The sequence below is a fragment of the Thiolinea disciformis DSM 14473 genome, from assembly GCF_000371925.1.
GTDB classification, from domain to species: Bacteria; Pseudomonadota; Gammaproteobacteria; order Thiotrichales; family Thiotrichaceae; genus Thiolinea; species Thiolinea disciformis.
The window spans coordinates 35,743-53,607 of record NZ_AQVE01000020.1 but is presented as its reverse complement, the minus strand read 5'-3'; the positions used below and the strand labels follow the sequence as shown (position 1 = coordinate 53,607).

At 45.7% G+C, this 17,865-nt stretch carries 20 protein-coding genes; 6 read left to right on the top strand and 14 right to left on the bottom strand.

Translation table 11 applies throughout. From position 1 onward, the window contains the following. Window positions 1-243: 243 nt before the first annotated feature. The 4 genes from A3IE_RS0114325 to guaB form a co-directional block, all read right to left on the bottom strand. Complete coding sequence (locus tag A3IE_RS0114325) at window positions 244-1,533, bottom strand: hypothetical protein (protein WP_020396312.1); 1,290 nt, start codon at window positions 1,531-1,533, stop codon at window positions 244-246. Beyond that, window positions 1,533-3,110 carry a glutamine-hydrolyzing GMP synthase gene (gene guaA / locus A3IE_RS0114320; RefSeq protein WP_020396311.1) on the bottom strand — a complete coding sequence of 526 codons (1,578 nt, stop codon included), beginning with the start codon at window positions 3,108-3,110 and terminating at the stop codon, window positions 1,533-1,535. Before guaA ends, A3IE_RS0114325 begins: the two co-directional genes overlap by 1 nt. Before the next feature lie 52 nt (window positions 3,111-3,162). Further along, window positions 3,163-3,567: a GNAT family N-acetyltransferase gene (locus A3IE_RS0114315; protein ID WP_020396310.1), complete on the bottom strand. Its 405-nt coding sequence runs from the start codon at window positions 3,565-3,567 to the stop codon at window positions 3,163-3,165. 75 nt (window positions 3,568-3,642) lie between these two features. After that, complete coding sequence (gene guaB / locus A3IE_RS0114310) at window positions 3,643-5,100, bottom strand: IMP dehydrogenase (protein ID WP_020396309.1); 1,458 nt, start codon at window positions 5,098-5,100, stop codon at window positions 3,643-3,645. 114 nt (window positions 5,101-5,214) lie between these two features. Here guaB and A3IE_RS20790 point away from each other — a divergent pair, with 114 nt between their 5' ends. After that, entirely contained in the window at window positions 5,215-6,645 is a 1,431-nt protein-coding gene (locus A3IE_RS20790) for a S1C family serine protease (protein WP_083900652.1), read from the top strand. Next, a complete protein-coding gene (xseA, locus tag A3IE_RS0114300; RefSeq protein WP_020396307.1) occupies window positions 6,632-7,960 on the top strand; it encodes an exodeoxyribonuclease VII large subunit in 1,329 nt (442 codons plus the stop codon). Before A3IE_RS20790 ends, xseA begins: the two co-directional genes overlap by 14 nt. Here xseA and A3IE_RS0114295 read toward each other — a convergent pair. The 6 genes from A3IE_RS0114295 to A3IE_RS0114270 all read right to left on the bottom strand — a co-directional run bounded on the left by A3IE_RS0114295 (window position 7,940) and on the right by A3IE_RS0114270 (window position 11,938). After that, window positions 7,940-8,602 carry an HAD family hydrolase gene (locus A3IE_RS0114295; protein ID WP_020396306.1) on the bottom strand — a complete coding sequence of 221 codons (663 nt, stop codon included), beginning with the start codon at window positions 8,600-8,602 and terminating at the stop codon, window positions 7,940-7,942. The two genes, xseA and A3IE_RS0114295, sit on opposite strands and share 21 nt — an antisense overlap. Beyond that, window positions 8,595-9,092 (bottom strand): CYTH domain-containing protein, encoded by a 498-nt coding sequence (locus A3IE_RS0114290; protein ID WP_020396305.1) that lies wholly within the window; start codon window positions 9,090-9,092, stop codon window positions 8,595-8,597. Before A3IE_RS0114290 ends, A3IE_RS0114295 begins: the two co-directional genes overlap by 8 nt. Window positions 9,093-9,103: 11 nt before the next feature. Further along, complete coding sequence (locus A3IE_RS0114285) at window positions 9,104-10,072, bottom strand: beta-ketoacyl-ACP synthase III (protein WP_020396304.1); 969 nt, start codon at window positions 10,070-10,072, stop codon at window positions 9,104-9,106. Continuing rightward, the gene (gene plsX, locus A3IE_RS0114280) at window positions 10,069-11,103 is read right to left on the bottom strand and encodes a phosphate acyltransferase PlsX (RefSeq protein WP_026154956.1); all 1,035 of its coding nucleotides are present in this window, start codon (window positions 11,101-11,103) and stop codon (window positions 10,069-10,071) included. Before plsX ends, A3IE_RS0114285 begins: the two co-directional genes overlap by 4 nt. 109 nt (window positions 11,104-11,212) lie before the next feature. After that, window positions 11,213-11,413 (bottom strand): 50S ribosomal protein L32, encoded by a 201-nt coding sequence (gene rpmF, locus A3IE_RS0114275; protein WP_020396302.1) that lies wholly within the window; start codon window positions 11,411-11,413, stop codon window positions 11,213-11,215. A gap of 6 nt (window positions 11,414-11,419) precedes the next feature. After that, window positions 11,420-11,938, bottom strand: coding sequence for a YceD family protein (locus A3IE_RS0114270; protein ID WP_026154955.1), 519 nt, complete (start codon window positions 11,936-11,938; stop codon window positions 11,420-11,422). A gap of 198 nt (window positions 11,939-12,136) precedes the next feature. On the opposite strand from A3IE_RS0114270, the gene A3IE_RS0114260 reads away from it, so the two are divergent. Beyond that, a complete protein-coding gene (locus tag A3IE_RS0114260) occupies window positions 12,137-12,730 on the top strand; it encodes a Uma2 family endonuclease (protein WP_020396299.1) in 594 nt (197 codons plus the stop codon). Between the two features lie 9 nt (window positions 12,731-12,739). Continuing rightward, the gene (locus A3IE_RS0114255; protein ID WP_020396298.1) at window positions 12,740-13,330 is read left to right on the top strand and encodes a Maf family protein; all 591 of its coding nucleotides are present in this window, start codon (window positions 12,740-12,742) and stop codon (window positions 13,328-13,330) included. Here the strand turns inward: A3IE_RS0114255 and aroE are convergent. Further along, window positions 13,325-14,149: a shikimate dehydrogenase gene (gene aroE / locus A3IE_RS0114250; protein WP_020396297.1), complete on the bottom strand. Its 825-nt coding sequence runs from the start codon at window positions 14,147-14,149 to the stop codon at window positions 13,325-13,327. The two genes, A3IE_RS0114255 and aroE, sit on opposite strands and share 6 nt — an antisense overlap. A gap of 32 nt (window positions 14,150-14,181) precedes the next feature. Next, on the bottom strand, window positions 14,182-14,541 hold the full coding sequence (locus tag A3IE_RS0114245) for a hypothetical protein (protein WP_157832881.1): 360 nt from the start codon (window positions 14,539-14,541) through the stop codon (window positions 14,182-14,184). Window positions 14,542-14,826: 285 nt separating this feature from the next. Here A3IE_RS0114245 and A3IE_RS0114240 point away from each other — a divergent pair, with 285 nt between their 5' ends. Further along, window positions 14,827-15,318 (top strand): hypothetical protein, encoded by a 492-nt coding sequence (locus A3IE_RS0114240; protein WP_157832880.1) that lies wholly within the window; start codon window positions 14,827-14,829, stop codon window positions 15,316-15,318. A gap of 12 nt (window positions 15,319-15,330) precedes the next feature. Here A3IE_RS0114240 and A3IE_RS0114235 read toward each other — a convergent pair whose 3' ends face one another. Further along, window positions 15,331-16,494, bottom strand: coding sequence for a UbiH/UbiF/VisC/COQ6 family ubiquinone biosynthesis hydroxylase (locus tag A3IE_RS0114235; protein WP_020396294.1), 1,164 nt, complete (start codon window positions 16,492-16,494; stop codon window positions 15,331-15,333). A gap of 135 nt (window positions 16,495-16,629) precedes the next feature. On the opposite strand from A3IE_RS0114235, the gene argB reads away from it, so the two are divergent. Continuing rightward, complete coding sequence (gene argB / locus A3IE_RS0114230; protein WP_020396293.1) at window positions 16,630-17,493, top strand: acetylglutamate kinase; 864 nt, start codon at window positions 16,630-16,632, stop codon at window positions 17,491-17,493. Here argB and A3IE_RS0114225 read toward each other — a convergent pair. Further along, window positions 17,490-17,846, bottom strand: coding sequence for a YajD family HNH nuclease (locus tag A3IE_RS0114225; RefSeq protein WP_020396292.1), 357 nt, complete (start codon window positions 17,844-17,846; stop codon window positions 17,490-17,492). The two genes, argB and A3IE_RS0114225, sit on opposite strands and share 4 nt — an antisense overlap. Window positions 17,847-17,865 lie beyond the last annotated feature (19 nt).

The window sequence follows — 17,865 nt, the reverse complement described above, 5'->3', positions numbered from 1 at the left end:
AAGCTATTTTATGGTGCAGTGAACAAGTCCACAGCTTGCCTTTTGCTATATTTTTTTACATTCGGTTACAAACAAACTTAATAAAATTCGAACCTAAATTACCTAATTCTTTACTAAGTGCAGTAGGAAGACAAACATGAGGCAGGAAGCTTCTCATGCCCAATTAAACCTGCCTTCGCCCCCCTGAAGGCGGGTACATTTTTGATACTAAGGACTTAATTAATTAGAAAAGTTAATGTTTTCTTATAGGTTTTTTAGTAAAAAAAGGAAACAAAGCGAAAATAAACTCCACAGTATCCAAACGTAGTGAAAATTCCACCGGAATACATCCCAGCTAGAAATTCCAAACTGCCCCCGCAACATGGCATACGTGCCTGAAAAGGGTGTTGCCACCACACCTAAACTCCACATACTTAAAAATAAGGCGGCTAATAGACTAGGCGGTAAACTACCATGGCTTAGTAATTGGCTACACACGGCCACACTAATAATCGGATGTACGCCAATAAAAGAAACCAAAATCGCTAAACCCAACCATATAGGTGCTTGCAAAAGACCGAGTTGGTCAAACCTAGGTAGCTGCTCAATGGTACTTAACCAAGTCTGCAAACCGACGGTTAATACCCCTGCGCCTAAAAACAACGCTAACTCACGAGCCATACGCTCACTCGATCCTAGTAGATGCTGCTTAAGGCGCGTCAAATCTTCTTTCCCTTTAGCAATACGCCAATACACCACAGACAAACTCAAACTAATGGCAGTTGATGACACCAAAATCAGCACAGGTGTCTCGGGAAAAATTGCATGAAAGCTTAAAACTGATACGGCTAATAAGATAGGGATGAATAAGCTATCCACTTGAATGGGATAACCTGAAAAAGACTCAAGTTTTTTCAAATGTCTTCCTGCTGCTAACATACTCATGACTAGGAAAGCGACTGTAGTCAACACTAGGCCATAGGCCATCACGGTGAACAATTGAGCGCCTTGGGCGTAAGTCAGTGCGACCCCCATGGAGGCAAAAAATGGCGACCATAATGCAGCGGCAGAAAACGCTTGCCCCATCAGTGTTACTGTAGCGCGGTTTAATAAACCATTAGCTTGATAACGACTAGCCACCAACATCAGCATGGATAAATTAATAATCGCGCCTAGTATGTGAATACCGAATAGGGTTTTGAAAAAAGCGGTGCGTCCGACCGGCAAATGCTCTGAAGCTTGTTCTGGCACCGCCACCAAACGCAAAAAACTTACGCTAAACAACATCACCAACAGGCTATTATTTTGCGCTAAGAGTGCTTGCCATGACAAATGCGCCCCATTATTTATACCGGCATATAAGGCGATACAACCGGCTACGCTCAAAAGTAAAAACTGAGTAAAACTACGCAGGGGCAAGACGAAGAATAATAAGAGCAACGCCAACCAGCCCATTACACCACTGAGCCAGTTTGGAATAGGTGGAATAGCCAGATGCAGAAATAGCAACCCAGCCATTGCTACTAGCAATAGGCTAGCAGCGTATTTAAGCATTACTCCCACTCAATAGTGGCTGGTGGTTTTCCAGAAATATCATAGACCACGCGCGAAATACCTTTGATTTCATTAATAATTCGGCGTGAAACTAAATCAAGGAATTCATAAGGTAAATTGGCCCACCGTGCCGTCATGAAATCAATGGTTTCCACAGCACGCAAAGCGATCACATAGTCATAACAACGACCATCCCCCATTACGCCTACCGATTTTACGGGCAAGAATACGGCAAAAGCTTGTGAGGTTTTGTCATACAAGTCGTGCTTATACAGTTCTTGAATAAAAATATGATCTGCTAAACGTAACAAATCGGCATATTCTTTTTTCACTTCCCCCAAAATACGCACCCCTAAACCAGGGCCTGGGAAGGGATGGCGGTAGACCATTTCATGCGGTAAACCGAGTTCCATCCCGATTACACGCACTTCATCTTTGAATAGTTCACGCAAAGGTTCGACCAGTTTGAGCTTCATATTTTCTGGTAAGCCGCCAACATTGTGGTGTGATTTAATGACATGCGCCTTACCCGTTTTGCTGCCCGCCGATTCAATAACATCGGGATAAATAGTCCCTTGGGCTAGCCACTTGGCATTACTGAGTTTTTGTGACTCCTCATCAAAGATCTCAACAAATAAACGGCCAATAATTTTACGTTTCTTTTCAGGATCGACCTCGCCCGCTAACGCCGCTAAAAAGCGCTGCTCAGCATTCACCCGAATAACTTTCACACCCATATTCCGAGCGAAAGTCGCCATCACTTGATCGCCTTCTTGATGACGCAATAGACCTGTATCGACAAATACACAAGTTAATTGCTTGCCAATGGCGCGATGCAATAAAGCAGCGACTACAGAGGAATCAACACCACCCGATAAGCCCAAAATAACCTCATCGTTGCCAACTTGCTCACGTACTTTTTCAATACTATCTTCAATAATATTGACGGTTGTCCAAAGGTGAGCGCAGCCACAAATGTCCGTCACGAAACGATCTAATAAACGTTTGCCTTGGCGTGTATGGGTCACTTCGGGGTGAAATTGCACTGCGTAAAACTGACGTGCTTCATCCGCCATTCCTGCAATGGGTGCGCCCTCAGAGCTGGCCATGAGCTTAAAGCCAGTGGGCATTTCGGTCACTTTATCACCATGTGACATCCAAACATCCAAGAGGCCATAGCCTTCCGGTGTCACATGATCCTCGATTCCCTCCAGCAATTTAGTGTGACCTCGCGCTCGTACTTGCGCATAACCAAATTCGCGATGATCAGAAGATGCAACTTTACCACCCAGTTGGGCTGCCATGGTTTGCATGCCATAGCAAATCCCTAATACAGGAACCCCTAAAGTAAAGACATTTGCAGGGGCAAAAGGCGCATCGCCTGCAGTCACTGATTCAGGTCCACCGGAAAGAATAATGCCTTTCGCGCCGAAGGCGGCTACCTCGGCCTCAGTCACATCCCAAGGGTAAATTTCGCAATATACGCCAATTTCACGCACACGCCGTGCAATGAGCTGGGTATATTGTGCGCCAAAGTCGAGGATTAAAATGCGTTGGGAATGAATGTCTTGGCTCATAGAATCAGTTCTCAAAAAAAAATCCCCTTGTCGGGGAACGGAACATTGCTGCTTACAGCATTAAATATTTAGTTTCATAGTAAGTGGCAAACCCAGATTTTTGCCAAAAATGGCTCGCTAAGGGGTTTTGAGTCGATACACTCACTTCAATGCGCTGAATAGATTTGTCGATACACCACGCTTTAAGCGCAGCCAGTAATTGCTCACCAATACCTTGGCGACGAAATGTAGCATGGATATCTAAGTCGGTAATATAGGCATATTGCCTTGCTTGAAAGTAAGGATTAGCGGACTCAACCACCACAATACCATAGCCCGCAATCTGATCCTCAAGCTCAGCCACCATCACTGCATGATGAGCAGCATCGTTTATACACTGCTCAACAAAATCCCTAAAAACCCGCTCTCCCTGCTCCCCCAAACGAAAAACGGTTTCATAATGCCCTGCCAGCGCCATGGATTCCTTCCATAGAGCAACAATGCTAGCACTATCAGCAAACCTAGCTGCGCGTATGCTAAGACTCACGTAATCTTAAACTCGATAATTAGGGGATTCTTTAGTGATAGTCACATCATGTACATGCGATTCGCGCATTCCCGCGCTCGTGATACGCACGAAAGAGGGCTTACTGCGCATCTCGTCCAAATTAGCACAACCCACGTATCCCATACTGGCACGTAAGCCGCCCATCAGTTGATGCACGATTTGGTTCAAAGGCCCTTTATGTGGCACACGTCCCTCAATACCTTCAGGGACTAATTTATCAATCGCATTTTCCGATTCTTGGAAATAACGATCACTCGAACCTTGTGCCATAGCACCTAATGATCCCATACCACGATAAGATTTATAGGAACGCCCTTGGAACAGTTCCACTTCGCCCGGCGCTTCATCTGTACCAGCGAATAAACCACCTAACATCACCGTATGCGCGCCCGCCGCCAGAGCTTTAGCTACATCCCCAGAGAAACGAATTCCACCATCAGCAATTAAGGGTACATCCATTTTTTCCAAGGCTTTTGCCACATTCATAATGGCGGTAATTTGTGGCACACCAACGCCAGCGACAATACGAGTGGTGCAAATAGAGCCTGGACCTATACCGACTTTGACAGCATCCGCACCCGCTTCCACCAACGCTAAGGCCGCTTCACCCGTGGCAATATTGCCGCCGATGACTTGGATATGAGGGAAATTTTGCTTTACCCACCGTACTCGATCTAGCACACCTTGGGAGTGACCATGCGCCGTATCAACCACAATGACATCCACCTCAGCTTCCGCTAATGCTGCCACGCGGTCTTCTGTACCATGCCCCACACCAACAGCGGCACCTACCCGTAAACGTCCTTGCTCGTCTTTACACGCATTCGGATAATCACGTGACTTTTGAATATCCTTTACCGTTATCATGCCACGCAAATGAAAGTCATCATTCACGACGAGCAGTTTTTCAATACGATGCTTATGAAGTAAGCTCAACACTTCTTCTTTATCGGCACCCTCTGCCACAGTAACCAAACGTTCTTTGGGGGTCATAATGGTGCTAACGGGTGCATCAAAATGTGTTTCAAAACGTAGATCACGTCCTGTCACGATACCCACCAAATCCTTGCCTTTCACCACAGGGACACCCGAAATACGCCGAGCGCGTGTTAATTCCAGCACCTCACCAATTGTCATTTCCGGTGCAACGGTGATGGGTTCTTTAATAATACCGCTTTCGTATTTTTTGACCTCGCGCACTTGCTGAGCTTGCTGTTGGTGGCTCATATTTTTATGAATAATACCCAAACCGCCTTCTTGTGCTAATGCAATAGCTAAACGATACTCGGTGACCGTATCCATGGCCGCCGATAAAACCGGAAGATTTAATGCAATAGTGCGCGTTAATCGGGTACGCAAATCGGTATGAGCTGGCATCACCGTCGAGTGAGCAGGCACCAAAAGGACGTCATCGAAAGTAAGAGCTTCCTGAAGAATTCGCATAACTGAGTCCGAGTTCCTAAATGAGGCGGCTTATTATAGGGATTGCCAGACAAGTGGTAAACTAGCATTATTTTTAAAGGCTTAGGCCGCCCCAGCCAACTAGAGACCTATAGAATGAGAGTGTGCACTTTTTTAGTGATGCTATGGAGTTTATTAGCGTTTAATAAGGCTTTATACGCAGCACCTGCTCTACCCGATGTATTCGAAATATCAACCACATCAAAAACTTACACTCCTGAAACCCCTTGGAATGTCAGCCTAGATAATGCGGTGGGAGCAGGTTTTTTAGTCGAAGGCAATCGCATTTTAACCAACGCGCATGTTGTGAAAAATGCTGCTTTTATTACGGTACGTAGCAATGCTGCTGCAAAATTATACCTCGCTGAAGTTGAAGCCATTGCGAATGAAGTGGATTTAGCCTTACTTAAAATCGATGACCCGAGTTTTTTTGAGGGTAAACAAGCTTTACCCTTAGGCGAACTACCGAATTTAGCCCAAGAAGTATTTATTTATGGCTACCCAGGAGGCGGCAATCATCTGAGTGTAACGCGTGGCATTATTTCCAGAATTGAATACCGTGCCTACAAAAACAGTGACTTACGCTATCAATCGATTCAAGTCGATGCCGCCATTAATGTCGGTGATAGCGGTGGCCCTGCCTTAGTAGACGGTAAGGTCATAGGTGTCGTTGCGGAAACAGACAAGGACTACGAAAATACCGGCTACTTAGTCCCTATTACTTTAGTGCGCCAATTTCTTAAAGATATCCAAGATGGCAAACAAGATGGTTTTCCTTGGTTCACTGCCTATTTTCAAACCCTAGCCAATCCGGCTTTACGTGCCCACTATAAACTCAAGCCCGATCAGTCAGGCGTAGTCATTCGCAGTTATTGTTCAGGCACGGACGCGGCCACTAAATTAACGGTTAACACCGTATTGACCCATATTGATGGGTATCCTATTGCTGATAATGGCTTGGTCAAACAGGGTGATTTATATATGGATTTTCAACATTATATCGATACCCATCAAGTAGGCGATAAAGTTGCACTGACGATTTGGGATGGCAGTAGTTCAAAAGTCGTTGATATTAAATTGGATCAACATATTGTGCCGGATCGCAGTGCACCTAGCGCACCGCGTTATTTTATTTTTGCTGGCTATGTGTTCACTGCCACGAAGCAAGCACCTAGCTGTGTGAGCACAACAGAAAAGGAAAGTGCGGAAGAGCAACAAGCGGCTGATCCACCTAGCCTCAATGACAAAGTTGAATTAAGCCAAGTCCTACGCAGCACGACGAATATGGGTTTTTATAATATCGCCCCGGTCACGATTAATGCCGTTAATGGCAAAAGTTTTAGTACTTTCCAAGAATTTTATAAATTACTGCACGATCCCCAAACTGACTCGCTGATTCTCGACACCTCGGACGGCACGCAAGTATTGATTGATCGTAAACAAGCTATGGCAGAACAAGCCGCTTTATTAAAACGCTACGACATTCCTAAAGCTGCCTCAGCCGAGTTTGATCATGTCAAACCCTGAGCGTATTAGTTTAACCATTAGCCAACTCAATCAAGAAGTTGGCCAATTATTACACCGTGGTTTTCCAGCGCTCTGGGTGGAAGGTGAAATCTCTAATCTAGCGCGCCCTGCTTCAGGCCATTTATATTTCTCCTTGAAAGATGCTTCAGCCCAAGTCAAATGCGCGATGTTTCGTGCCAAAATGCTGGGTTTGAACTTGCGTCCTGAGAATGGTAGCCATATATTGGCTTATGGGCGTGTCGCCTTGTATGAACCACGCGGTGACTATCAATTTATCGTTGAGCGCATGGAAGCTTTAGGCGAAGGCGAACTACAACGCCGCTTTGAAGCACTAAAACGACGATTACAAGAAGCGGGGTGGTTTGATCCTGATTCGAAACGTCCTTTACCGCCTTATCCTCGTTGCATTGGCGTGATTACTTCGCCATCGGGCGCGGCCATTCGCGATATTTTGCAGGTGTTGCGCCGCCGCAGCCCACATATTCCGGTACTTATCTATCCTGTGGCTGTACAAGGCGATAGTGCTGCACCGCAACTGGTGCGCGCCATTCAACAAGCTAATCGTGAAACCCGCTGTGATGTCTTAATTCTTGCTAGAGGCGGTGGCTCGCTGGAAGATCTCTGGCCGTTTAACGAGGAAAGCGTGGCGCAGGCGGTACATAGCAGTCAGCTACCGATTATTAGTGGCGTGGGACATGAAATAGATTTCACTATCGTAGATTTTGTCGCAGACCGTCGCGCTCCGACACCGTCAGCAGCAGCCGAATTAGTCAGTCCCGATCAAGCGCTATTGCGCCCCCAGTTGCAACATCTCTATCAGCAATATACTAAGCATTTTTTGCACAAACTACAGCGCGAGCAAGCTCAACTAACACAACTCACCCAGCGCCTATCCACGCAACAACCGGCTCGAAAAATCCAACAACAAATTCAACGACTTGACGAGTTAGCTTATCGTTTGCAACGTTCAATACAAGGTAGAGTGCAACAAAACCAAACACGTTTACAGTATCTGACGCAACGCATCCACCGGCAATCACCGCAATATCAACTGACGAAATACCAGCAAACCCTCAGCCAACAAGCCCAAAAGCTAAGCTACTCTATGCAACAATACTTAGCACAGCAACAAAAGAGCTTGGCCTTGCAAGCAGCCCGTTTACAGCTACTAAGCCCCCTAGCAACCTTAGAACGTGGCTATGCACTGGTATTTGATGAACAGGGCAATTTAGTTAAAGATGCTGAAAGGGTAACAGCAGGACAGACATTACAGATACAATTGGCACAAGGAAAATTACATTGCAGGGTAAATTAGCTTAGCCCGAGCGAGAGCATCCTGCCAATCGACTGCTACATAACTTGCTTTCGCAAAATCATGACGCTCAGACATCGCATTGGGAATAGCAATCACTGGAATACCTGCTGCCGCTGCGGCATTCACACCGTGCTCGGTATCCTCAAAGGCTAAAGCTTGTTCTGGCTTTATACCTAAACGCGCTAAGGCCAAACGATAGCCATCCGGAAATGGCTTACCACGCTCTACATCTTGGCAAGAAACCAGTGTTTTAAAATAAGACAGTAAGTGATGATGGGCAAGACTCTTTTCCACTTCCTCACGCCCTGCACCCGTCACAACCGCTAAGGGCAAACCCAAGGCGTAGAAATAGCCCAAGACCTGCTGAGCGCCTGCCATTAAGGGAAATCCTTGTTGCTCTAAAAAAGCCCTAGAGTAAGCGAGCTTCATATCCACCAACTCAGTCACACTCGGCACTAATAGAAATTCGCGCTTTAAACGCTCGGCATTAGCGTGTGAAGGTAGACCCGAATAATAAACCATATAGTCGCTTTCACTGAGGCATTTTTCGTATTGCGCCAAAATTTTTGACCACAAAGCATAGTGGGTCGCTTCAGAATCAACCAAGGTGCCATCATGATCAAATAACACCGCTTTAAGCATTTTTTCCTTGGCGCTCGGCTTCAGTCCAGTCGGAGAAAGGATATTTCTGCAAACTCACATTATAGTAACGCACAATGCCTGACACTTCTTCACCCGCCCATGCAGGTTTTTCAAAGGTTTCACCGACTTGCTTCAATTCCAACTCAGCTACAATCAAACCTTCATTTTCACCAGTAAATTCATCAATTTCCCAACGTCTTCCGGCAAATTCCACCAAATGCCTCGTTTTATCAATCAGCGGTTTGGTACACAGTTTGTCAAGTAATTCATTGGCTTGTGCAAAGGGAATCGGATATTCATATTCAAGGCGTTGAATGCCCAGCGTCATACCTTTGATATTAATATTCGCTTCCTGCCCTTCAATGCGTACACGCACCGAGGCTTGAGGGTTATTGCTCAAATAGCCTTGGCGTATAATTCTGGATTCAAAGACCTGACTACGCCATTCCTCCGACACAACTAAAAACTTATGTTCAATTTCCAGCGCCACAACTTTTATTCCTAGTAACGAATCAGGGCAGAGCCCCACGTGAAACCGCCACCAAAGGCTTCGAGCAGCAATACATCACCCCGTTGAATGCGTCCATCGCGAATAGCCGTATCTAAAGCAAGGGGAATGGAAGCAGACGAGGTATTTCCATGCTCAGCCACGGTCAGTACGACCCGCTCCATAGGCATATCCAGTTTCTTGGCCGTAGCTTGAATAATGCGAATATTAGCTTGATGCGGCACGAGCCAATCTACATCAGTTTTGCTCATATTATTCTTCGCTAAGGTTTCATCCACAATGCGTCCCAAGGTATTCACAGCCACTTTGAACACTTCATTACCCCTCATGCGCAAAAAAGCACCTTCACTACGCAATAACTCGTAATGACGTGAAATGCCTGCTGAAACATTCAAAAGGGATTCGTATTGACCATCCGAATGGATATGGGTGGATAAAATACCCGCTTGCTCCGACGCTTCCAATACTAAAGCACCGGCACCATCGCCAAATAATACGCAAGTACCGCGATCATTCCAGTCCATAAGGCGCGTCATGACCTCGCTACCAACTACCAAGGCGCACTTGCTCGCACCACTGCGAATAAAGTTGTCAGCCACACTTAAGGCATACACAAAACCGGAACACGCTGCATTCACATCAAACGCTGCACCACCATTGCGAATGCCTAAACGGCCTTGCAACAGACAAGCCGTGCTGGGAAAAACAAGATCGGGCGTTGAAGTGCCCATGACGATTAAATCAATATCTTCACGGTTTTTACCGGCGGCTTCGATAGCGCGCAACGCAGCAAATTCGGCTAGATCAAGCGCTGTCGCATCATCAGCCATATGACGCTGACGAATACCAGTACGCTCTACAATCCACTCATCCGTGGTGTCAACGCGACTTTCCAGCTCTTTATTGGTCACGATATGTGGCGGCAAATAACTACCAGTACCGATAATTCGCGAATAAGTCATGCACTCTTTCTCTGTAACAGCCATTCAGCCAGTTGTTTATCAATCCGTTGCGGAACCTGCTTAATGATTTCTTTACGCGCAATTGCAATCGCATTAGCAAACGCAAGCGCATCGGCACCACCGTGACTTTTAATCACAATGCCTTTTAGCCCTACCAAACTGGCACCATTATAACGTCTTGGATCCATGGCATGGCGAAAACGATTCAATACAGGCAATGAGAATAAAGCCGCTATTTTCGTGAATAAATTACGTTTAAATTCACTTTTAAGCTGATTGGAAATACGCTTGGCCAAGCCTTCGCTGGTTTTTAAGGCCACATTGCCCACAAAACCATCACATACAATAACATCGGCTTCCCCTGCATAGATACTATCCCCTTCGACGTAGCCAATATAATGCAGTGGCGAGGCTCTCAACAGACTATCCGCAGCCTTTACTTGCTCGTTACCTTTAATCGCTTCTTGACCAATATTCAATAAACCAATCTTCGGGTTGGGGATATCGTCAATCGCTTTACTAAGCTCCGAACCCATGAGCGCAAACTGATACAGATGCTCAGCGGAGGAGTCGACATTAGCGCCCAAATCTAGCATATGCGTATGCCCTTCTTTACCGATTGCAGGCAAAGTGGTGCAAATGGCAGGGCGATCAATGCCTGGTAGGGTTTTAAGCACAAAACGTGCGGTAGCCATTAATGCGCCTGTATTTCCAGCACTGACCGCAGCATCGGCTTGATCTTCCTTCACCAGATTAAGCGCGACGCGCATCGATGAATCTTTTTTGTTTTTTAAAGCGAGAGAGGGGGATTCATCCATACCCACTACTTGTGAAGCATGATGCAGCTGTAATCTGTCACTGCTACTGGCCTTATGTTCTTTTAGAATAGCCTCAGCTTGTGCTGTATCGCCCACAAGGATTAATTGAATATCTGGATAGTCCTCTAAAGCGCGTAAGGCGGCTGGCACGATAACGGTTAGCCCATGATCCCCACCCATTGCATCAAGCGCAATGCGGTACATGCTAGTCATAATTTGCCTTCAACTCCTGAAAAAAAAATCGCGGGTACAAAGCCCGCGATTTTTACTTCATCCCAATAACCGAAACGGCATGGTGCAAGATATACACTCAAAACTGATATTATGCTTCGTCGTCTTCAACCACAGCTGCCGCTGTTGGAATGATTTGACGACCACGATAAAAACCATCTTCTGTCATATGATGACGACGATGCGTTTCACCAGAAGCCGCATCCACGGATAAGGTTGGACCTACTAAGGCATCATGTGAACGACGCATGCCACGTCTGGCACGGCTTTTACGACTCTTTTGAACTGCCACGGCAATTTACTCCAATTTTTTCCAATCTTTTAAAACGGCAAAAGGATTTGGTTTGTCCTCTTGACCGGAAGGTGTAGGCACTTCCGCTTCACGCAAAGGTTTAAACGGCGCACAATCTTCATGCCGAGGAACTGTAGGCAACGCCAGCAAGACTTCATCTTCGACGAAAGCTAGCAAGGGCAAATGCTCATCCTCAACAATATAAACTTCATACCCCTCGTCCTCAGGCTGACGATCTGTATCTGAGGTAGTCAGAACCACTTCAGACTCAGTATTTACCACCCATGTGATGGGTTCAAGGCAACGTTGGCATTCCAGCTCAACTTCACCTTCCACATAGCACTTAATCATTGGTAATTGACTGGCTGAGTGGGTAAATTCCAAGGTCACCACAAAATCATCTTTAACGCTCAAAACTTGCTCACGCACACGCGGCATAGCTTGCAACGCCACCATACCTTTGAGAATACGACGTTGTTCAATCAAGCGAAAAGGATTGACTTCAATGGGCAATCTGTTTGACATAGGGGCGCGATTATATGAACTAAGCCACTTGACTGTAAAGAAAAATTCGAGGATTGCCGAGGAGAAACCCTTAGCTTTGCTGAAAAACTTAACTGCTACCCTGTATTACAGTTGACGAACGCAATCGCGGCAATGCGCTACTCAGCAAAACCCGCTAATTATGATAAAATTAGGCCAGTTTCCCAGTGAGAATACGCTATGCCCAACCTAGCCCACAAACTCGAAACGATCAGCTTAGCAGACTACTTAAGTCATGAAATGGATGCGACCGAACGCAGTGAATATGCAAATGGTCTAGTGTATGCGATGGCAGGTGCAAGCGAATTGCATAACACCATCACAGGTGATTTATACGCACATATTAATCTACATCTACCAACCAGTTGTCGCGTCTGGCAATCCGACATGAAAGTGGTGGGCAAAACGGCGGATGATACGACCTTTGCCTATTACCCCGACATTATGGCGGCGTGCGGAGAAAATACGGATCATCCTTATTATCGTACCAACCCGCTTCTGATTGTCGAAGTGCTATCCAATAGCACACAACGCATTGATCTATTGGAAAAATACAAACACTACACACAAATACCTTCACTCATCGAATACGTGGTGGTATCACAAGATACACCTTTTCTAAAAATCTTCCGTCGCCGCACCAATTGGCAAGCCGAAGATTTTTATGCTGAAGATCATTTTACGTTAGAATCTGTTGGTTTAACCCTACAAGTCCAACAGATTTATCGTCGTGTGCGTAAAGAAGTGGGCTTAGATATGCCTGCTCCACACTAAAGGACTCTCATGACCCAAACACTGGTACTCGCTTCCACCTCCCCCTTTCGCCGTGAAATCTTACAAAAACTACAAATCCCATTTACATGCGCCGCTCCCGATATTGATGAAACGCGCCTTTCTCATGAAAGCCCCTTTGAAATGGTGCACCGTCTATCTATTGCTAAAGCACGCAAAGTGGCGGAGCAATACTCAAATAGTTTGATTATTGGTTCGGATCAATGTGCGGTACTAGGCGAACAAGTTTTAGGCAAACCCCATACCCATGAAAAAGCTACGCAACAATTAATGGCTAGCTCAGGACAAACTGTGCGTTTCCTAACGGGTTTATGCTTATTCGATAGCCGCGACCAAACTTATCAAGTGGAAGTTGTGCCCTTTGATGTGGAATTTCGGGTATTAAGTGCGCAGGAAATCGAAAACTACCTACAACGCGAGCAACCCTATAATTGTGCTGGTAGTTTTAAGTCGGAAGGCTTGGGGATTACCTTATTTAAACGCTTAACCGGCGACGACCCGAATACCTTGATTGGCTTGCCACTGATTCGTTTGAGTGAGATGTTGCGTCATAAAGGTTTGATGATTCCAGCACCTTTATAAACTAGCGCGCAAGGTGGTTAAGACACTGGTCGTTTCTGGACGAATGCCACGCCATAATAAAAAGGCTTCGGCAGCTTGTTCCACTAACATGCCTAAGCCATCAATGCAGCGTTCTGCACCTTGCTGTTTTGCCCACTTTAAAAAAATTGTTGGCTCCTGCCCATACATCATGTCATAGCACACGGTATCAGCATCTAAACAAGTACTTGGAATGGGCGGCATATCGCCCTGCAGACTGGCCGATGTACCATTGATAATCAGATCGAAGCGCCCTTGAATCGCTGAAAAACCACTAGACCTTACCTGCCCTTGTCTTTCAAATAAGCCAACTAATTCGGCTGCGGTGGCTTCGGTACGATTAGCAATCCATACCTCGCTTGGGTTTGTTTCTAATAAAGGTTGCATAATGCCGCGCACCGCGCCACCAGCGCCCAAAATCAGTACACGCTGATTGGTTAAAGCGTACTGTTGATTGATTTGCAAATCACGAATCAAACCAATCCCATCGGTATTATGCCCATATAAAATGCCATCAGCTTGACGCATCAAGGTGTTGACCGCCCCCGCTTGTTCGGCATAAGTGCTACGCTGCTGCGCCATCTGCCAAGCCTCTTGCTTGAATGGCACGGTCACATTACAACCCAAGCCTCCGAAGAGAAAAAAGTCGCGCACCGTTGCACTAAAGCCATCCATAGGCGCAAGTACAGCCTTATATTCCAAACGCTGCTGGGTCTGTTGTGCGAATAAGCTATGAATTTTGGGTGATTTACTATGAGCTACAGGGTGACCTATGACAGCATATTGATCTGCCATGTCCATACGTGATCCTTCAGCAAAACTTACACTTGCCACTAATCCATCGGAACAACAATATTTTCTTTGGTGTTAGGCTTTACCGAAAAAGACTGACTGCGTTCTTTATTATTCAGAAAAGCAACAGCTTTATAATCGCCCGGCTTTAATTTTAAGGTGGCCATATGCCGTGAAATAGTGACAGGCGTAGCTTTGGCATTATCGAGGCGATAAACCCGCCAAACTACATTAGTGAAAGCTGGATTATTACGCAAAGTAGCCACCAGGCGCACTAAACCATCTTCTTCCATCACACCTATATCACCGGCTTGAACGGGAAGCATTAACGTTAATGCGATTAACCCGACACACACCTTAAGCCACTGACATCGTGCTACATATCTGATCGTTCCAAGCATGAGAACAACCTCCCTTTTACAACCCAGAGCTTTCGTTATTAATTTTACATACTGGTATATGTTATATATTTAACCAGATTTTAACACGACTAGCTATAAGCACTTGGCTAAGTTCTTACTTGTTTTTTGCCGTTTTCTTTTAGCTTTGCCACAGACTATCGGAAATTTGATGCAGCACCCTAAACTCTTCTTATATTGTTAGTCAACCTTTCAACTTTAACTAGACTACAACTCATAACAATGCCAGCTCAGTCTACTCCTAGCTATCTAAAACAAGGTCACTTTTTGTTTGGTACCCGTGAATTCATGATCAAGGGTGAGCAATCGTTATTGGTACGTGAGCGTTCCTTACTATCACAACATGAAACACTACTCCCCTTAAAACTACTGCATCCCAATCCTACTTACACTTCAACTTTTTCGATGAAATGGTTGTTGAATAGTCTGTTTATGGGCACTGTCAGTGGCTTCCTCATCTATTGGGGACATTACAAGTCTATGTTATTGTTATATTTATTGGGTGCCGTGTTTGGTATAACTGCTGTAGTTCTGTTATATCGTTTTTTCTTATATACCACGCGCCTCGTGATTTTTCGACATATTCAAACGCAAGAAAACTTTTTATATTTCTGGCGGGACAAACCACGAAAATCAGAGTTTGAGGCGTTTATTCATGAGTTAACACATTTAATTCACGCACAAAACACTATTAACCACAGCCACACTAGCAGTGACGCAGCGAATCAGCCTATTCCGATTCGTTCCAATCGTCATTAAGGTGAGCGCTACTTATAAACCCATCGCTTGTCGAGCTAGGCGATATTTAAAAGCTGGTAGCTGATTTAACGCGTTTAGCCCTTGATTACGCAATACTTGCCAAGGGGTTAAGTCGTTGCCGAACAATAACTTAAAGCCTTCCATTGCCTTTTGGGTCAGTTGATTATCGCCACGACGTGCACGTTCGTAACCACGCAAGGCCCTCAAACCACCCAGATCACGTGCACCTAGCAAGCTTTCCGCTAATGCAAGCGCATCTTTAAACCCTAAATTCACCCCCTGCCCTGCTAAAGGATGAATCGTGTGTGCCGCATCCCCTACCAAAGCAATGCGCTCTTGCACATAAGTTTGGCTATGTTGGCCGCGTAAAGGGAAAGAAGCTCGCACGCCACAATGTAAAATATCACCCAACTGATAATCCAAGGCATCAGCTAAGGCTTGCTTAAAACGAACGCCTTCCCATGAGCGCAGCTCATCAGCTTTATCGGCTGGTAAAGTCCATACAATAGAGCTGAAATCGGGTTTGGATAAAGGTAAAAAAGCCAAAGGCCCTGTTGGCATAAAACGTTGCCAAGCCGTTGCTTGATGGGGCAAGCTGGTCTGCACGGTACACACTAAACCTTGCTGCCCGTAATCTTCAGTCGTTAAAGTAAATCCAGCCCACTCGCGAACATAAGAACGTGCACCATCAGCCCCTACTAATAGAGCAGTATTTAAGATGCGCTCATCCCCTAAATGTACTTGAATACTATCGGCACTACGTTGAATTTGCGTAATGCGCACAGGGCAACATAATTCAACAGTAGGGTAATCTTTTAAGGCCTCTTGCAAGGCAGCTTGTAGCACACGATTTTCGACAATATGACCTAAATCTGGTTCGCCTAACTCGGCTGCCTTAAAGCTAATCTTGCCATCACCAGTACTGTCCCAAACCACCATCGTTTCATAAGCGCAAGCTCGCCGTTTTAAAACCTTATCCCAAGCTCCAATCGAGGCTAATAAACGCTGTGAAACACGACTAATCGCTGATACGCGCAGATCAAAATCGGCATCTGGTGCTATATCCACTGGACAGATGCTTTCTAGCACCGCCACCCGCCGATCTTGCTGACCTAATAAAGCAGCGAGCGCTAAGCCAACCATGCCACCACCCGCGATTACAATGTCATATTGCATGACGCCTATCTCTATCATCTAAAATGCCAACTATAACAGGAAAGCACAGCGAACCAATTCAACCCTAGTCATAAAATCGTTATACTGCGCGCCATTTGTGGAGCACGCCACGTTCAACTTAAGGAAGCTATCAGTATGACCAATTCTGCGCTTGACACCGCTAATGTATTAATCGAAGCCCTGCCCTATATTCAACGCTATGCGGGTAAAACGATTGTGATCAAATACGGCGGTAATGCGATGGTCGAGGATAAACTCGAGCAAAGTTTTGCCCGTGATATCGTTTTATTAAAACAAATCGGTATTAATCCCGTCGTAGTCCATGGCGGCGGCCCTCAAATCGGCAATATGCTCAAGCGCCTTGGGAAGGACAGTCAGTTTATTGATGGAATGCGCGTCACCGACAAAGAAACCATGGAAGTGGTGCAAATGGTGCTGGGTGGTTTTATTAACCAACAAATCGTTAATATGATTAATCAAGCGGGTGGACGTGCGGCTGGCTTAACAGGCGTCGATACTAATTTGATTATTGCCAAAAAAATGCAAATTGAAAAAGCAGACTTGGGTTTTGTGGGAGAAATTGAAGAAATTAATCCGCGTGCTGTGCGTTTATTAGAAGATGATCGCTTTATTCCGGTGATAGCGCCTATTGGCGTTGGACGTGATGGCAGTACTTACAATATCAATGCTGATTTAGTCGCGGGTAAAATGGCCGAAGTGTTACATGCCGAGCGCTTATTATTACTCACCAATACTCCAGGTGTACTTAATAAACAAGGTGAACTGATTTCGGCTCTTACTGAAACGGATATTGCGCGCCTGAGTGCAGACGGCACTATTCAAGGTGGCATGTTACCTAAATTGCAATGCGCCTTAGAGGCAGTTAAGGGTGGTGTTGGCAGTGCTTCCATTTTAGATGGCCGTGTAGAGCACGCCCTGATTCTTGAATTACTCACGAATCAAGGCGTTGGAACCATGGTCGTGCAACAAAAAGCTTAAGTTTTTTTTAGCAACGATTTCAAATCCGCAAAGGGATTATGGGTTGCCTTGGCAGGTGTTCCAGTATCGCCTGCCGAACCACCATAACCCGCCTCAGTCAATTTTTGATGCTCGTAGTCATGGCAATATAAACAAAGCAATTCCCAGTTACTGCCATCCGGTGGATTATAATCATGGTCATGATTGCGATGGTGCACGGTTAGCTCATGCAAATTGGCGCGGGTAAATTCGCGGCTACAACGCCCGCAAATCCACGGATACATTCCAAGTGCTTTTTCACGATAACCTTGCGCGCGTTCTTCAGCTTGCTTACGCGCTTTGGCAACGACCGCCTCTGCATTTTTATCGAGCATTACTAAGCCTCCTGTTTTT